Annotated in this window: 14 protein-coding genes; 11 read left to right on the plus strand and 3 right to left on the minus strand. The window is 59.6% G+C overall.

Going from position 1 to position 15,857, the window contains the following annotated elements:
* Window positions 1-4: 4 nt before the first annotated feature.
* The gene (locus GSR16_RS14460) at window positions 5-901 is read right to left on the minus strand and encodes a LysR family transcriptional regulator (RefSeq protein ID WP_159878565.1); all 897 of its coding nucleotides are present in this window, start codon (window positions 899-901) and stop codon (window positions 5-7) included.
* A 315-nt stretch (window positions 902-1,216) separates the two neighbouring features.
* On the opposite strand from GSR16_RS14460, the gene GSR16_RS14465 reads away from it, so the two are divergent.
* The 3 genes from GSR16_RS14465 to acs all read left to right on the plus strand — a co-directional run bounded on the left by GSR16_RS14465 (window position 1,217) and on the right by acs (window position 5,237).
* Window positions 1,217-1,528, plus strand: a complete 312-nt coding sequence (locus GSR16_RS14465; protein WP_159878567.1) for a DUF485 domain-containing protein — start codon at window positions 1,217-1,219, stop codon at window positions 1,526-1,528.
* Window positions 1,525-3,204: a cation acetate symporter gene (locus GSR16_RS14470; RefSeq protein ID WP_159878569.1), complete on the plus strand. Its 1,680-nt coding sequence runs from the start codon at window positions 1,525-1,527 to the stop codon at window positions 3,202-3,204. The genes GSR16_RS14465 and GSR16_RS14470 overlap by 4 nt, the downstream gene beginning before the upstream one ends.
* Window positions 3,205-3,272: 68 nt before the next feature.
* A complete protein-coding gene (gene acs / locus GSR16_RS14475) occupies window positions 3,273-5,237 on the plus strand; it encodes an acetate--CoA ligase (protein WP_159878571.1) in 1,965 nt (654 codons plus the stop codon).
* A gap of 139 nt (window positions 5,238-5,376) precedes the next feature.
* On the opposite strand, the gene GSR16_RS14480 is transcribed toward acs, so the two are convergent.
* On the minus strand, window positions 5,377-6,294 hold the full coding sequence (locus GSR16_RS14480; RefSeq protein WP_159878573.1) for a bestrophin family protein: 918 nt from the start codon (window positions 6,292-6,294) through the stop codon (window positions 5,377-5,379).
* A 425-nt stretch (window positions 6,295-6,719) separates the two neighbouring features.
* Here GSR16_RS14480 and GSR16_RS14485 point away from each other — a divergent pair, with 425 nt between their 5' ends.
* From GSR16_RS14485 to rraA, 8 genes are all read left to right on the plus strand, one after another.
* Window positions 6,720-8,564, plus strand: coding sequence for a DUF294 nucleotidyltransferase-like domain-containing protein (locus GSR16_RS14485; RefSeq protein ID WP_159878583.1), 1,845 nt, complete (start codon window positions 6,720-6,722; stop codon window positions 8,562-8,564).
* A gap of 95 nt (window positions 8,565-8,659) precedes the next feature.
* The gene (locus GSR16_RS14490) at window positions 8,660-9,211 is read left to right on the plus strand and encodes a hypothetical protein (RefSeq protein ID WP_159878585.1); all 552 of its coding nucleotides are present in this window, start codon (window positions 8,660-8,662) and stop codon (window positions 9,209-9,211) included.
* Window positions 9,208-9,786 (plus strand): electron transport complex subunit RsxB, encoded by a 579-nt coding sequence (gene rsxB / locus GSR16_RS14495; protein WP_205677442.1) that lies wholly within the window; start codon window positions 9,208-9,210, stop codon window positions 9,784-9,786. The genes GSR16_RS14490 and rsxB overlap by 4 nt, the downstream gene beginning before the upstream one ends.
* Window positions 9,783-11,780: a 4Fe-4S dicluster domain-containing protein gene (locus GSR16_RS14500; RefSeq protein ID WP_159878587.1), complete on the plus strand. Its 1,998-nt coding sequence runs from the start codon at window positions 9,783-9,785 to the stop codon at window positions 11,778-11,780. Before rsxB ends, GSR16_RS14500 begins: the two co-directional genes overlap by 4 nt.
* A complete protein-coding gene (locus tag GSR16_RS14505) occupies window positions 11,777-12,544 on the plus strand; it encodes an RnfABCDGE type electron transport complex subunit D (protein ID WP_159878589.1) in 768 nt (255 codons plus the stop codon). Before GSR16_RS14500 ends, GSR16_RS14505 begins: the two co-directional genes overlap by 4 nt.
* Before the next feature lie 109 nt (window positions 12,545-12,653).
* Window positions 12,654-13,286, plus strand: a complete 633-nt coding sequence (nth, locus tag GSR16_RS14510) for an endonuclease III (protein WP_159878591.1) — start codon at window positions 12,654-12,656, stop codon at window positions 13,284-13,286.
* Between the two features lie 99 nt (window positions 13,287-13,385).
* Window positions 13,386-14,864 (plus strand): DegQ family serine endoprotease, encoded by a 1,479-nt coding sequence (locus GSR16_RS14515; RefSeq protein ID WP_159878593.1) that lies wholly within the window; start codon window positions 13,386-13,388, stop codon window positions 14,862-14,864.
* A gap of 90 nt (window positions 14,865-14,954) precedes the next feature.
* Window positions 14,955-15,434 (plus strand): ribonuclease E activity regulator RraA, encoded by a 480-nt coding sequence (rraA, locus tag GSR16_RS14520; protein ID WP_159878595.1) that lies wholly within the window; start codon window positions 14,955-14,957, stop codon window positions 15,432-15,434.
* Between the two features lie 8 nt (window positions 15,435-15,442).
* On the opposite strand, the gene GSR16_RS14525 is transcribed toward rraA, so the two are convergent.
* Window positions 15,443-15,856 (minus strand): GFA family protein, encoded by a 414-nt coding sequence (locus tag GSR16_RS14525; RefSeq protein WP_240902499.1) that lies wholly within the window; start codon window positions 15,854-15,856, stop codon window positions 15,443-15,445.
* Window position 15,857: the final 1 nt, after the last annotated feature.

Below are 15,857 nucleotides of genomic sequence, written 5' to 3' on the forward strand. Positions count from 1 at the left end.
ACACTCAATGTGCCGCGCCCGGGCTGAGTGCCCAGACACGGATCAACTCCTGCAGCAGCGCCTCCAGAATCGGGTCACCCACCCGGTCCGAGGGATAGACGAACTGCAACTCGGCCAGTTTGCGCACACCGGGGACAACCGTCAATCGCCCGGCGGCTTCCCACTCCAGCGCTTCCTCTTCACGGGCCAGCGCAATGCCCACTCCACAGGCGACAAGTTCCAGAATGGAGGCCAGATTGTCGCTTTCTGCGACTTTCTTCGGTGAAATATTCAGTTCGCGCCAGAGTTCAGCTGTAATTTTGGACAGGCTGGAGAACTGAGACAGGCCAATCCACGGCAAACGCCCCAGATCTTTATGATTGGTCAGATCGATTCTGCTATCCCAGTTTTTGGGGATGACGATACGGAAGGGGAGATTGGTCAACAGTACGGTATTGACGTTGACGTAGGGGTTTTTACCCAGATAGAAGCCAGCATCCAGCTCTTTCTTGCGTACCAGGTTAAGGACTTCACCGGTCACCCCGTGCTGCAGACGCAAATCGAGCAGCGGGTATTTTTCCACCAGCGCCGCTACCCACTCGCCCATTTTCAGGGTGGCTGGCGTCAGGGTAAGGCCGATCTGCGCCTTACCTCCGGTTTGACCTTTCAGGCTTTTGGCATGATTAATGATTTCCCGCGCCGAAGCCAAGATGGACTGAGCCTGGGGCAGCAGCTCCTGCCCTGCCCGTGTCATGGTGACGCCGCCGGCAGTGCGTTCAAACAAGGGCATGCCCACTTCTTCTTCCAGTGCCTTGATCTGTGCGGTCACGGCGGGCTGGGATAAATGCAGTAACTCTGCGGCCTGCGTCAGGTGCCCTTGCTGGGCTACGGTGACAAAGGTCCTCAACTGATAGATTTCCATGTACGGCCTGTTCTCCCTGCCTGTAGCGAGCGGACTACATTCGTCTGTTTTACCGACCTTATCGTGGATAACATTTTGCGGTCATTACACGCTGTTCCACAACATTTTCACGTATTTTTTTCAAAAAAAACCGTAACCACAACATGGTAAATCGAGTAAAAATACCACTGTAACTCATTGTTTATTATTATTTTTTGCATTGCAGCATCCGTCTGGCAAATTTAATCAATCAAAAAAAGCGATTAGCAGGCGCAGCCTTTCGTCCCTTATGTTTCCTCCAGCGGTCAGACGATCGTTACGACAAAGGAGGATGCAATGAACGAGGACGTACTCAAGAAAGTACAGTCCAACCCGAAGTTCAAAGAGCTTGTTCACAAGAAGACAAGCCTGGGTTGGCAGCTCAGCATCGTAATGCTGGTCATTTACTATGGCTTCATTCTGATACTGGCATTTTCGCCGTCTACGCTGGGCGCACCGCTCGGCCCCGGCATGACCATGACTGTAGGCATCCCGGTAGGGATTCTGATCATTCTTTCTGCTTTCGTGCTGACCGGCCTGTACGTGCGCAAAGCCAACGGCGAGTTTGACCAGCTCAACCGCGAGATTGTAGAGGAGGCACAACAATGACAAAACGCACTGGCTCTCTCGCTCTGGCAGCATTAACGCTTTTCCCTGCCCTGGCTTTTGCCTCCGGCGCCATCGAAGGTGATGTCAAACAGCAGGCCACCAACTGGCACGCCATCATCATGTTCGTGGTGTTCGTGGCCTTTACCATGGGCATTACCTACTGGGCAGCACGCCGTACCCGTTCCGCTTCGGACTTCTACACCGCAGGCGGCGGTATCAGCGGTTTCCAGAATGGCCTGGCTATTGCCGGTGACTACATGTCGGCAGCCTCCTTCCTGGGTATTTCCGCCATGGTGTTCGACAAGGGCTATGACGGCCTGATCTACTCCATGGGCTTCTTGGTTGGCTGGCCGGTCATCCTGTTCCTGGTAGCCGAACGTCTGCGCAACCTGGGCAAATACACTTTTGCCGACGTAGCGTCCTACCGCCTGCAACAGACTCCGGTACGCATGTTTGCTGCCACTTCCACTCTGGTTGTGGTTGCCATGTACCTGATTGCCCAGATGGTTGGTGCCGGCAAGCTGATCCAGCTGCTGTTCGGCATGAACTACTCTTCCGCCGTGGTGATGGTGGGCATCCTGATGGTGTGCTACGTGCTGTTCGGCGGCATGCTGGCTACCACCTGGGTACAGATCATCAAGGCTGTGCTGCTGCTGTGTGGCGCATCCTTCATGGCCTTCATGGTACTGTCCACCGTGGGTTTCAGCCCGGAACTGATGTTCGAAAAGGCAGTTGCCGCTCACGCCAAACACGCTGCCATCATGGCACCGGGCAAGGCTGATCCGGTTGACTCCATTTCGCTGGGCATGGCGCTGATGTTTGGTACTGCCGGTCTGCCGCACATCCTGATGCGCTTCTTCACCGTGTCTGACGCCAAGGAAGCACGCAAGTCGGTATTCTACGCCACCGGTTTCATCGGCTACTTCTACATCCTCACCTTCATCATCGGTTTTGGCGCAATCATGCTGGTACTGAACCAGCCGGGCATGATGGAAACCATCACCAAGGATGGCAAGCAAATCACCCAACTGGTTGGTGGCAGCAATATGGCCGCCATTCACCTGGCCAATGCTGTTGGCGGTGACATGTTCCTGGGCTTCATCTCTGCGGTTGCTTTCGCCACCATCCTGGCCGTTGTAGCAGGTTTGGCCCTGTCCGGTGCCTCTGCTGTCTCGCACGACCTGTACGCCTCCGTCATCATGAAGGGCAAGGCTAACGAAGCTGACGAAATCCGTGTATCCAAGATCACTACCGTGGCACTGGGCGTGATTGCCATCGTGCTGGGTCTGGTGTTCGAGAAGCAGAACATTGCCTTCATGGTAGGTCTGGCCTTCTCCATCGCCGCTTCCGCCAACTTTCCGGTACTGTTCCTGTCCATGTTCTGGAAAGGCCTGACCACACGCGGTGCCGTAATCGGCGGCTTCATCGGCCTGGCTACTGCCGTGGTGCTGATTGTCTTGGGACCGGCAGTATGGGTGGATGTGATGAAACACAAAGCCGCCCTGTTCCCGTACAAGAACCCGGCCATTTTCTCCATCACCCTGGCGTTCGTAACCACCTGGCTGTTCTCGGTGACCGACAACTCCAAGTCTGCTGCTGAAGAAAAAGCCAAGTTCGATGCCCAGTTCGTCCGCTCCATGACCGGCATTGGTGCCTCCGGCGCTTCCAAGCACTAATCGTTTCACCCTGGGCCGCATCCTGCGGGATGCGGCTACAGCACGACAAAACATAAAAGGAGAAGGTAATGTCCACCCTCGAGTCCATTCTGAAAGAAACCCGCAGCTTTCCGCCGTCCGACGACTTCCGCCACAAGGCTACGGTTTCGGGCATGGAAGCCTACAACGCACTGTGCGAACAGGCTGATGACAGCTACCTGTCGTTCTGGGGGGACCTTGCCCGCGAACTGATCACCTGGAAAAAGCCCTTCTCGCGGGTTCTGGATGATAGCAACGCACCTTTCTTCAAATGGTTTGACGATGGCGTTCTGAACGTCTCCTACAACTGCCTGGACCGTCACCTGCCGCTCAACGCCAACAAGATCGCCCTGATCTTCGAAGCTGATGATGGTGAAGTGACCCGGGTTACCTATTCCGAACTGCACCGCCGCGTTTGCCAGTTTGCCAATGGCCTGAAGAGCCTGGGCATTGGCAAGGGCGACCGTGTGGTCATCTACATGCCGATGGTGATTGAGGCCATCGTGGCCATGCAGGCCTGCGCCCGTATCGGTGCCATCCACTCTGTGGTATTCGGTGGTTTCTCAGCAGGTGCCGTGCGCGACCGTATCCAGGATGCCGGTGCCAAGCTGGTGATTACCGCCAATGAAGGCCTGCGCGGCGGCAAAACCGTTCCGCTGAAGGCCACTGTGGACGAAGCCCTGGCACTGGAAGGCTGCGAATCTGTACAGAACGTGGTGGTTTACCAGCGCACCAATGGCGGCGCACAGTGGACCGAAGGCCGCGACGTATGGTGGCACAAGCTGGTGGAAGGCCAGGCCGAAGCCTGCGAACCGGAATGGATGCTGGCTGACGACCCGCTGTTCATCCTGTACACCTCCGGCTCTACCGGCAAACCGAAAGGCATCCAGCACAGCAGCGCTGGCTATCTCTTGGGTGCCATCAACAGCTTCCGCTGGGCTTTTGACTACAAACCGAATGATGTGTACTGGTGCACCGCCGATGTGGGCTGGATCACCGGTCACTCCTATATCTGCTACGGCCCGCTGGGCATCGGCGCCACCCAGGTGGTGTTCGAAGGTGTACCGACCTACCCGGATGCCGGTCGCTTCTGGCGCATGATCGAGCAGCACAAGGTCAGCATTTTCTACACGGCACCGACCGCCATCCGCTCGCTGATCAAACTGGGCAACGACCTGCCCAAGCAGTTCGACCTGTCCAGCCTGCGCCTATTGGGCACCGTGGGCGAGCCGATCAATCCGGAAGCCTGGATGTGGTACTACGAAGTGGTGGGCGGTGGCCGCTGCCCTATCGTGGACACCTGGTGGCAAACCGAAACCGGCTCGGCCATGATTGCGCCGATCCCGGGTGCCGTACCCACCAAGCCGGGCTCTTGCACCCTGCCGCTACCGGGCATCATTGCCGATATCGTGGACGAATCGGGCGCGCAGGTGGAACCGGGCCGCGGTGGCTTCCTGGTGATCAAGAAGCCCTTCCCGTCCCTGGTACGTACCATCTGGAACGACCCGGACCGCTTCAAGAAAACCTACTTCCCGGACGAGTTCAACGGCCAGTACTACCTGGCTGGCGACTCGGCCAACCGCGACGAAAACGGCTACTTCTGGATCATGGGCCGTATCGACGATGTGCTGAACGTATCCGGCCACCGTCTGGGCACCATGGAAATCGAATCGGCACTGGTGGCCAACCCGCTGGTGGCCGAAGCCGCCGTGGTGGGCAAACCGCATGAAGTGAAGGGTGAAGCCGTGGTGGCCTTCGTGGTACTGAAGGGCGCCCGTCCGGAAGGCGATGAAGCCAAGAAGATTGCGGCCGAACTCAAGAACTGGGTAGCCCACGAAATCGGCAAGATCGCCCAGCCGGACGACATCCGCTTTGGCGAAAACCTGCCCAAGACCCGCTCCGGCAAGATCATGCGCCGTCTGTTGCGCTCGATCGCCAAGGGCGAGGAAATCACACAGGACGTTTCCACGCTGGAAAATCCGCAGATTCTGGGCCAGCTGCAAAACCCCATCTGAATCAGTTCAGGAGCACACTGACCTTGAGCCCGGTGATTTCACCGGGCTTTTTTTTATTGTGCAGAACTGGCCGCACAGCACAGTACATCACTAGCAGAGATTTTGCCCTCCGGCATGCAAGCCAGCCATAGTGCATCACTCAATGCAGATAAACCCCTTCTGGCTGTGGCGCTTCCACCCCAACCGGCAGGCCCTGCATCTCCCGTACTGCAGATTCGATGGTATGACATAGCGCAGCCAGTGGCAGATCATTGCCTTCACGGCCAAAGGGTTCTTCCAGCTCTTCCCCTATCACCTCCAGTGCCAGATAAGTGTAGGCAATGAATACCGCAATGGGCGGAGTCAGCCAGCCTATGCTGCTGACCAGCCCCATCGGTAGCAGCAGGCTGTAAATGGTGACCGTACGGTTCAACAGAACGCGGTATGTATAAGGGATCGGTGTGGTGTCGATGCGCTCGCAACCGCCCAGGATTTCCGACATGGTGTTCAGCTTGTGGTCCAGCGCATGCCACTGCAACTCGCTGATGCAGCCTTCGCGCTGCAATTGCTGGATCAGCTCTCCCAGGCGTCGCAGGATGATGGCAGGTGCAAAACGCGCAGCCAGCACTTCGTCCTGCAGACTGGCAGGCAGCAGCCGCAGCAGGTGTTGGCAATCGTGCTCCAGTCGCAGCTGTGCTTTCAGCGCATAGGCAAAGGCACACAGCAAGTCTGCGGCCTCGGCAGTGAGCGGATGGCGCGGCACCGCCGACAGCAGTTGCCGGGTAATCGAGCGATTGACAATCAGCAAGCCGCCCCACAGCTTGCGCGCCTCCCAAAAGCGTTCATAACTGACCGAGTTGCGAAAACCAAGGAAGATAGCCAGCGACACGCCCAGCAGGGTAAAGGTGGGAATGCTGAGCGCAGAGTCTCCGAAACTGCTGAGCCACCAATGGCGTACCGATGCCGCCAGCACCGCAATCAGCAAGACCAGCAACAGCCGTGGCAGGATGCGCGGCAAAACCGAGCCATGCCAGACAAACAGCAGACGGAACCAGCTGAGGGAGGAACGGACAATCATGGGCAATATCAGTAAAAGGTGGTGAAGCTGTCATGATAAGACATTGCCGTTTATGTTGCAGTGCAAAACATTCACTCACCCTGGCATTCAATGTCGGCTAACATAATCTGCCAATATGCTAAGCACGCCATATTGCGAGGCAGGCATTGCGCCAAGGCACTTAGCCATCTACCACGAGAGCAAGCAGCTTAATTTGCCTGCCAGTATGAACGGGCGGTAAAACCTACTGCCCATACGGGTCTTATTCCGAGAAATCTCAAACTGCGTGGATAACGCGATTGCCCCCAGAGCGCTGCGGCACCATAGCGCCCGCCGGTACCCGTGTGGCCAAGGTCGATACCAGGAGAAAGCGGATTTCCCCAATATCCGACCCGGTATGCCATCTTTATATTAAACGCCGTTTTGGCCAACTGCGGAGCCCAACCATGCCCACCCCCTTCCCGGCCGACTGGCAGGCACTGCTCCTGCACGAACCTTTTGCCGCCATGACAGAGGAACAGCTAGCCTTACTGGCCAGTCATGCACGCCGACAACATTTTTCACGCGGCAGCAGCTTGACTAGCCCGCAGGCCGGGCCAGCCAGCCAGCTGTTCATCGTGGTGGACGGCCAGGTACTGGCAGAAGACATCTATAGCGGCCAGCCTTTTGCCATGCTGGGTCAGGGCGACATGTTTCCGCTAGGTGCCCTGCTGGCACAGCGACCGGTAAGCAATCATTACCGTGCCGACAGCGACTGCATGGTGTTGCAGCTGCCACGCGCAGCCTTTGTCGCGCTTTGTGCAGAAGCACCAGCTTTCCAACTGTTTTGTACCCAACGCCTGGCCAACCTGCTGTCCCGCGCCAGACAGTTGCACCCCTCGGCACTGGGCGGACAGGGACTCAGCCTGCATACACCGCTGTCTGCTGTCATCCAGCGGCCACCGGTCACCTGCCGGCCAGATACCCCCCTGCGCCCCCTGCTGGAGCAGATGCAGACTGAGGGGGTGGGCTCGGTCGTGATCACCAGCCCTGAACAGCGCCTGCTCGGGCTGTTTACCCTGCGTGACTTACTGAGTGCGCATCTGGCAGGCCGGGGAGACGACACCCCGGTAAAAGACATGATGCGCCAGCCTGGCTGCATCCTTCCCCCCAGCGCCCTGGCCAGCGAAGCGATGCTGGCACTGGTGCAAAGTGGTGAACGCCATGTGATGGTGTGCGAGGGCAGCACGCTGGTGGGTATTGTTTCCGAGCACGACCTGTATCGCCTGTCGCGGCTGGACATGAAGGAGATGCTGCAACGCCTGAGCCGCTGTGACAGCACTGCGGCGCTGGCCGGCGTAGCGGCCACCTTTCGTCGTCAGGTAGTCGCCCTGTTCAAGCAAGGCATGGATGCAGATGCCAGCACCCGCTTGCTCAGCCTGTTCAATGACCAGTTACTGGCACGGCTGTGCCAGCTGCATCTGGCCGAGGCCGGACTGGAAGACGTGGAGGTCTGCTGGCTGCAATTTGGCAGCAGTGGCCGCCAAGAGAACACGTTGACCTCGGATCAGGACAGCGGGCTGGTATTTCGCAGCAGCAGCCCGCTGCGCCAGCAGCAGCTTTCCCAGCAGCTGCCAGCTATTGCCCAGCGCATCTGTTCGGCACTTAGCGCCTGCGGCATTCCCTTGTGCCGTCATGGCGTCATGGCTGGCAACCCCAGCCATTGCCTGTCGCTTGAGGACTGGAGCGATACCTTTCTCAGCCAGCTGATGCTGTCACCGGATAGTGCCGGTCATGTCGGTCTGTATCTGGATATGCGCCCTGCCTGGGGGCAGCATACCTTGGGTCTGGAGCTGGCCAGCGCACTACGTCAGCGTGCCACCGACCCTGCCGTGCTGCAGGCACTCAGCCGCAATGCCCGCAGCTATCAGCCGCCGCTAGGCTGGAGTGGTCGCCTGCAAACCAACCAGGATGACAAGCTCGATCTCAAGCCAGCGCTGGACCTGTTTGTCGACGGTGCCCGCATTCTGGCATTACAGGCCGGCTCGGCGGCCAGCCGCACCTGCGAGCGCTTTGCTGCAGCTGCAGATCTGCCTGGACTGAGCAGCAGCGATTGCCAGAGCTTCGCCGACAGCGCCCGTTTCCTGCAGGATCTGCGTCTGCGACATCAACTTGCATGCCAGGAAAATGGCGAACGCCTGGACAACCTGATCGATCCGCAGCAGCTGGGGACTCTGGACGCCCGCATCCTGAAGGAAACACTGCGCCAGGCCCGTAAACTGCAGGCTTGGTTGGGTCAGCATCTGCCCTGAACAACAGATTGCGCCCCACTACGCGGCGGGCAAGGTTGTGAAGCAGCCACGAAACCCGGATAATTTTGCGGTTTTGCTTTCCGGGTTTTCCAGCCATGAATTCTGGGCTTTATCTGCCGCTGCTGGTCGCACTGGCATTTTGCCAGCATCTCAGCCAGCGGCAGGCCAATGATGTTGGCCGTTTGCTGCTGAGTGCAGCCGCCACCGGTCTTGCCTGCCTGATCAGCCTGCTGCTGGGTACAATCCTGCTAGCCATGGCTGGCCAGCTAAACGGCAGCGGCCACTCCCTGTGGCCGGCGCTGCTGGTCGGCACAGTCTGTCCGCTACTGCTGAATGCATTGCTGCTGCAAGTTGCTGCCACCCAGGCACGCTGGCTCGGCCTGCGCTGGTACTGGCTGTTGCTGGACAATCTGCTGCTAGGCCTGCCCCTGTTCAGCTCTACCATCCCTTCCGGCACGCTGGCTGGCAGCCTGCTAACCTTATTGCCGGTACTGCTGTTCAGCCTGCTGCTGGCGCAGTTTGCCACCCTGCCGCAACGCTTGGAGCGTTGCAATCTGCCAGCAGCGCTGCGTGGCCAGCCCGCCTTGCTGGCATGCGCGCTGCTGCTGGCGCTGGCCCTGCACCGTCTAGGAGCCCATCTGTCATGAGTATTGCCATCCAGTTCACCCTGCTGTTACTGGCCGGCATCCTGCTGCTACGCCTGTTGCGCCACATTGCCACCCGTCAACAACCCACAGTTGACGATCTACGTCCTCTGGCTGAACGCATTGACGCCATCCTGCCCCAAACCCAGTGTGGCCAGTGCGGCCATCCCGGCTGCCAACCCTATGCCGATGCCCTGGCCAAGGGCGAAGACCGCATCAACCGCTGCCCACCCGGCGGCGAGGAAGGCATCCACAAACTGGCCGCCCTGCTGCACGTGGACTATCTGCCATTTGCCGCCGATGCTCCGCCCGGCAAACCCAAGGCCGTCGCCCTGATCGATGAAAGCACCTGTATCGGCTGTACCCTGTGCATCCAGGCCTGTCCGGTCGACGCCATTCTGGGTTCGGCCAAACAGATGCACACCGTACTGGCTGATGAATGCACCGGCTGCGAACTCTGCCTGACACCCTGCCCGGTGGACTGCATCAGCATGCGCCCCGCCACAACACCGGCAGACTGGCGCTGGGGCTACCCGGTGATTGCCATCAAGGCAGTAAAGAGCGAGGCCATGCGATGAGGCGCTTTGTCTCCTTATCAGGTGGTTTCAAACTGCCCCTGCCGGCAGAGGATCACCCCTCCGTGCCGCTGAGCACCCTGCCGCTTCCTTCGCAGCTGGTGCTGGCGCTGCAAGACAGCCAGCCCTGCGTGAGCATTGGCCAACAAGTGCTGAAATACCAGCAGCTGGCCAATGCCGACAGCGAATACGGCACCGCCCTGCATGCGCCGACATCCGGCCGCATCATTGCCATCCGCCAGCAAGTACAGGCCTTGCCCGGTACACCGCTGGCCAGCAGCCTGATACTGGAAGTGGACGGCCACGACGCAGCTTTGCCACTGAACCCGGCCTCCCCGGCGCAGCTGACCCGGCTCGACCTTGCCCTGCAACTGCAGGAAATGGGAGTAACTGGCAACCACGGTCCGCTGCTGCCACTGGAGTGGGCCACACAGCAGCAAGCCCTGCCCTTGCTGATAATCAATGCCGTCGAAGACGAACCCGGCCTTGCTGCCGTCAGCACACTGCTGAGCGCACAGGCAGACGCGGTTGTGGCCGCAATTGCCATGCTGGAACAGGTATTGCAGCCAACACGTATTGCCATTGCCATCCAGCAACAACAGCATGCGGCTCTCAAGGCCATGCACACCGCCGCAGCCGGACGCAACTGGCATATCGCAACCATTACCGCACCCTACCCGGCGGCGGATGAAGCTAGCCTGTGCACACTGCTGGCCCGACCGGAAGAGTCCCGTTTCAGCCTGTGCCTGCCGGTGGATGCAGTTGCCGCCGCCGGTGCCGCCATCCTGCAAGGACAGCCCTGTATCAGCCGCATGGTCAGCCTGGGCGGCAAATTAGCCCGCCCCGGCAATGTACTGGCACTACTGGGCACACCACTCAGCCATGTGATGGCGTTTGCCGGCGCAACTGCCTGCCAGGACATCGGCCACGGCGGTAGCTTGCGCGCTTATACCCTGCCTGCAGCCCAAGCCGATGCGCTTGGCTTGCACTGGCACAGCAACTGCCTGCAAGCAATTGCGCTGGCTAGCGCGCCCTCCGTTCAAGACTGTGTCCGTTGCGGCGATTGCGCACGCATCTGCCCCAGTCAGCTACAGCCGCAGGAACTCTACTGGCACTGCCGCCAGCAGGACACGGCACAGGCACTGACATGGGGCCTGCCAGATTGCAGCCTGTGTGGTTTGTGCAGCGCAGTCTGCCCCAGTCAACTGCCTTTGCTGGAGCAGTTCCGCCACAGTGCACTGCAATACCGTAGCGCACAGCAACAACAACAGGTGGCAGACCAGGCCCGGCAGCGGCATCGTTTTCGCCAGCTCCGTCTGGAACGGGACAAGCAGGAAAAAGCCCAACGACTGGCAGAACGGGCGGCAGAACAGGCAGCAAAACGCGAGCAGGCAGCCAGTACGCCACAAGTAGCCGCCAAGGCCACCACCGATAGCGCAGACAAACAGGCGGCCATCGCTGCCGCCATGGCACGGGCTGCACAGCGCAACAGCCTGCATCAGGAAAAGCAGTCCACCGGCCACAGTGACGACAGCCAGCCGGATGCACGCGCCGCCGCCATTGCTGCCAGCCGTCAGGCGACAATCGATGCCGCCATGGCACGTGCGGCAGCACGCAAGGCTGCGCAGGATGCCGCCAAGGCTGTCAGCACTGATACGCACCATCCGTCAGTGCCAGCCAACGCAATCAGCGACAAGCAAGCACTGATTGAAGCTGCCATGCAGCGTGCCGCCGCTCAGAAATCAGCACAGGCCGCCACCGCACCCACCAGCATGGATGCGGACAAGAAAGCCCTGATCGCAGCCGCCATGCAGCGTGCCGCCGCTCAGAAATCAGCACAGGCCGCCACCGCCCCCACCAGCATGGATGCGGACAAGAAAGCCCTGATCGCAGCCGCCATGCAGCGTGCCGCCGCGCAAAAAACCGCACAGCAGGCTGCGCAACAAGAAGACAATACAGCCCCGCCAGACAAGGCAAACGGACCGGAGAACCCATGATATCCACCACGATACGTCTTGCCCCTACCCTGGCCTGCCGCCAACGCCAGACGCTGCTGGCCTTGCTGCCTGCCGTACTGGTTTGGCTGGCCCAGCAAGGCGAGCCGGCACTATTCAGCCTGCTGCTGGCCCTATCCTGCAGCCTGCTTGGGGAAATCGCCTGTCTCTACCTGCGCAAACAGACCATCTCCCAAGCCTGGCAGCAAGCAAGCAGCCTGCTGAGCGGGGTACTGCTCAGCCTGCTATTCCCTGCAGCCAGCTCTCCTATAGTGCTGATCGCTGCCTGTATGGCAGCCGTCCTGCTGCGCCAGTTAAGCAACGGTCCCTTTCATCCGGTAACGGTCAGCCTGCTTCTGCTGGCACCGTGGCTGCCGACGGCCCTGCCGGTTACCAATCTGCCGCTGTCGCTGGCCTTGCTGATGGGCTGTCTATGGCTGGCTTGGCGACATCTGCTTGCCTGGCAGGCTCCGACGGGCGTGGTGCTGGTACTGCTGCTCAGCCTGCCGCAGGGAACCGGCTGGATGTTGCTGCAGCCGGCATTGTGGCTGCTGGCCGGCTGGGTGATGACTGACGGCAACAGCACCCCCATTACCCCGCGTGGCCGGCTACTGCATGGCGTGGCCGCCGGATTGCTCTGCGGAGGTCTGAGTCTGCAAGACAGCTGGATGAACATCGGCAGCGTGCTGGCAGCCAGCCTGCTCTTGCTCAGCGCGTGTGCGCCGCTGCTTGACCGGCTGCTGCTGTCGCCGCCATCCCGCACGTAGAAACCGCAGGCTGTTCGGGCTTGGCATGGCCTGCGCTACAATAGCAGGCCTGCCCGCCCCTCACTTGCACCGGCAGCCCAAGTACCAAACCCGCCCCAGGCCGACCAACATGAATGCCACCAAGCGCTACGAAATCTTCCGCCGCCTGCGCGAGCACACGCCCAAGCCCACCACGGAACTGGAATACCGCACACCGTTCGAGCTGCTGATTGCCGTATTGCTGTCAGCCCAGGCAACCGATGTAAGCGTCAACAAAGCCACCCGCCCGCTATACGCGGTGGCCAATACCCCGGCAGCCATGCTGGCATTGGGTGAGGAGAGCCTGGCCGATTACATCAAGACTATCGGCTTGTACCGTACCAAGGCCAAGAATGTCATCGCCACCTGTCGTTTGCTGCTGGAAAAGCATGGCGGCGAAGTTCCGGATGACCGCGAAGCACTGGAAGCCCTGCCCGGCGTTGGCCGTAAAACCGCCAATGTGGTACTCAACACCGCGTTTGGCCACCCCACCATTGCCGTGGATACCCATATTTTCCGCGTATCCAACCGCACCCGGTTGGCACCGGGCAAGGACGTGCGTGAGGTTGAAGACAAACTGGTGCGCTACGTACCGGCTGAATTCAAGGTAGACGCCCACCACTGGCTGATCCTGCATGGTCGCTATGTATGCAAGGCGCGCAAGCCGGAATGCCATCGCTGCGTGATTGCCGATCTGTGTGAATACCCGGCAAAACCGGTATGATTGAATCAATGCGGCCTGCTGCAGTCTGGCCGCAGTTCCCTGGAAATACAGCGGATCGTCCCTATATCGGTCTGAAAGCTTCCCCGAAAGGATAATTCTGTGACTCCGTATCTTCGCCCCATTGTCGGCGCCCTTCTGGCTGCGTCGTTGCTCTCGGGTTGCGACAAGATCGAAAGCCTGTTCCACAAGCAGAGCCAGCCGGCCCCGGTAGCCGTGCCTGCACAGTCGGACGGGCGTGTCGCCATGTTGCTGCCCGACTTTACCCAGCTGGTCGAACGTGACGGCCCCGCAGTGGTAAACATTCAGGCCAACCGCACAGAGGCAGCACCACAGCAAAGTGAATTGCCCTTCCCGGTACCGGAAGACGACCCGCTGTTCGACTTCTTCAAGCGCTTCATTCCCAATCAGCCTAACCAGCAGGACCAAACACCGGAAGAAAGCGTGTCCTATGGTTCCGGCTTCATCATCAGCGATGACGGCTTCATCATGACCAATGCCCACGTGGTGAGCGGCGGCAGCCAGATCAAGGTGATGCTGACCGACAAGCGCGAACTCAAGGCGCGCCTGGTGGGCCTGGACAAGCGCACCGACGTGGCCCTGCTGAAGGTGGATGCATCCAGCCTGCCGGTGGTCAAGGTGGGCAGCCCGTCCCAGTTGAAAGTGGGCGAGTGGGTAGCCGCCATCGGCGCACCCTTTGGCTTTGAAAACACCGTCACCGCAGGCATTGTGTCGGCCAAGGGCCGCAGTCTGCCCGATGAAAACTACGTTCCTTTCATCCAGACCGATGTTGCCATCAATCCAGGCAACTCCGGCGGACCGCTATTCAACCTGCGCGGTGAAGTGGTTGGCATCAACTCACAGATCTACAGCCGCTCTGGTGGCTTCATGGGCATTTCCTTTGCGATCCCGATTGATCTGGCCATGAATGTGGCCGAGCAGATCAAGGCCAAGGGCAAGGTCAGCCGTGGTCAGCTGGGCATCAATATCCAGGAAGTATCACAAGAGCTGGCACAGTCCTTCGGCCTGCCGCGCCCCAGCGGTGCGCTGGTCGTGCGGGTAGATCCGCAAGGCCCTGCCGGCAAGGCTGGCCTGCAGACCGGGGATATCATCCTGAAAATGGATGACCGCAGCATCGAAAGCTCCAAAGACCTGCCGATGATGGTTGGCTCGCTACAACCAGGTGCCAAGGTAAAGCTGTCGGTGTGGCGCAAGGGCGAAGAAAAAACCATCCAGGCCACGCTGGGTGAACTGGCTCCCGAAGCCACTCCGCAAGCCAAGCAGCAAGATGAAGCCGCGCCGCAGAACTACCAGTTCAGCAAGCTGGGATTGACGGTGACCGAACTCACCACGCGCCAGCGTACCGAGCTGGGCCTCAACGGCGGCTTGCTGGTACAGAAAGCGCAAGGCGCGGCGGCCCGTTCCGGCCTGCAACATGGTGATGTGATCATGGGGCTGAACCAGAATGAAATCACCACGGTAAAAAGTTTCGAAAAAGCCCTGTCAAGCGCACATGGCAAGATAGCCTTGCTGGTACGGCGCCAGGACAACACGCTGTTCGTACCGCTCCGCCTCGATTGATATGCCGACAAGCCGCCGCAAGGCGGCTTTTTAGTGGCTGCCGATATCGCTGCCGACATCCAATAAACCAGCAAAAGCAAAGGAGAGAAAATGAGTTTTCTGACAACTGATCTGTGTGATGCCAATGAAGGCCGGGTGCGCGTGGTCGAGCCCATGTTCCAGCGCTATGGCAACCATGCCCGCTTTGCCGGACAAATCGTCACCCTCAAGCTGTTTGAAGACAACACCCTGGTGCGCGAAACCCTGGCTCAGGACGGCCATGGCAAGGTGTTGGTGGTGGATGGCGGCGGTTCGCTGCGTTGTGCGCTGCTGGGCGACCAGATCGGCGACCTGGCGGTAGCCAATCGCTGGGAAGGGGTAGTGATTTACGGCTGCATCCGTGACTCCGTGACACTGAACCAGTTGCCGCTGGGAATCCGTGCGCTGAACACTCATCCGCTGAAGTCGGTTAAACGCGGCGAAGGTCAGCGTGATCTGCCAGTCTGCTTTGGCGGTGTCACCTTTACCTCCGGTGAGTGGCTGTATGCCGATGAAGATGGCGTGATCGTCTCGTCCGCAGCACTGCTGTAAGCAGGCGGTCAGACACCATCGTGGCTGCGGGCGTGTACCGGCAGGGCTGCCTGCTCGGCCGGTTCGCCCCAGCCCAGATGTTCCTGCCACCAGGTATGGAACTCTGGAGTCAACTGCTCCGGCACGTCCAGCGTAGCCGCAGTGATGTCGATATCGTCCGGATCGGACTCATGCTGATAACTGAGTGTCGCCCCGCAATGCGGGCAGAAGCCGCGCTGCACGGCAGCAGATGAATGGTAGTACATCGGTTTTTCACTAAGCCATTCCAATTCGATCAAGCGTACGGTAAACCAGGTGAGAAAGGCGGCACCGCTAGCCTTGCGGCAGCTCTGACAATGGCAGTGTGTAACATGAAAAGGCTGGCCATTTACCCGATAGCGCACCGCGCCACACAGGCAGCCGCCGTTCAGAATGCTGCTCATG

The organism is Aquitalea denitrificans (assembly GCF_009856625.1).
Classification (GTDB): Bacteria; Pseudomonadota; Gammaproteobacteria; order Burkholderiales; family Chromobacteriaceae; genus Aquitalea; species Aquitalea denitrificans.

Excerpts from the sequence above, each read along its gene's own strand:
- GSR16_RS14460 (WP_159878565.1), bottom strand. The coding sequence starts at position 901 with ATGGAAATCTATCAGTTGAGGACCTTTGTCACCGTAGCCCAGCAAGGG.
- GSR16_RS14465 (WP_159878567.1), top strand. The coding sequence starts at position 1,217 with ATGAACGAGGACGTACTCAAGAAAGTACAGTCCAACCCGAAGTTCAAA.
- GSR16_RS14470 (WP_159878569.1), top strand. The coding sequence starts at position 1,525 with ATGACAAAACGCACTGGCTCTCTCGCTCTGGCAGCATTAACGCTTTTC.
- acs (WP_159878571.1), top strand. The coding sequence starts at position 3,273 with ATGTCCACCCTCGAGTCCATTCTGAAAGAAACCCGCAGCTTTCCGCCG.
- GSR16_RS14480 (WP_159878573.1), bottom strand. The coding sequence starts at position 6,294 with ATGATTGTCCGTTCCTCCCTCAGCTGGTTCCGTCTGCTGTTTGTCTGG.
- GSR16_RS14485 (WP_159878583.1), top strand. The coding sequence starts at position 6,720 with ATGCCCACCCCCTTCCCGGCCGACTGGCAGGCACTGCTCCTGCACGAA.
- GSR16_RS14490 (WP_159878585.1), top strand. The coding sequence starts at position 8,660 with ATGAATTCTGGGCTTTATCTGCCGCTGCTGGTCGCACTGGCATTTTGC.
- rsxB (WP_205677442.1), top strand. The coding sequence starts at position 9,208 with ATGAGTATTGCCATCCAGTTCACCCTGCTGTTACTGGCCGGCATCCTG.
- GSR16_RS14500 (WP_159878587.1), top strand. The coding sequence starts at position 9,783 with ATGAGGCGCTTTGTCTCCTTATCAGGTGGTTTCAAACTGCCCCTGCCG.
- GSR16_RS14505 (WP_159878589.1), top strand. The coding sequence starts at position 11,777 with ATGATATCCACCACGATACGTCTTGCCCCTACCCTGGCCTGCCGCCAA.
- nth (WP_159878591.1), top strand. The coding sequence starts at position 12,654 with ATGAATGCCACCAAGCGCTACGAAATCTTCCGCCGCCTGCGCGAGCAC.
- rraA (WP_159878595.1), top strand. The coding sequence starts at position 14,955 with ATGAGTTTTCTGACAACTGATCTGTGTGATGCCAATGAAGGCCGGGTG.
- GSR16_RS14525 (WP_240902499.1), bottom strand. The coding sequence starts at position 15,856 with ATGAGCAGCATTCTGAACGGCGGCTGCCTGTGTGGCGCGGTGCGCTAT.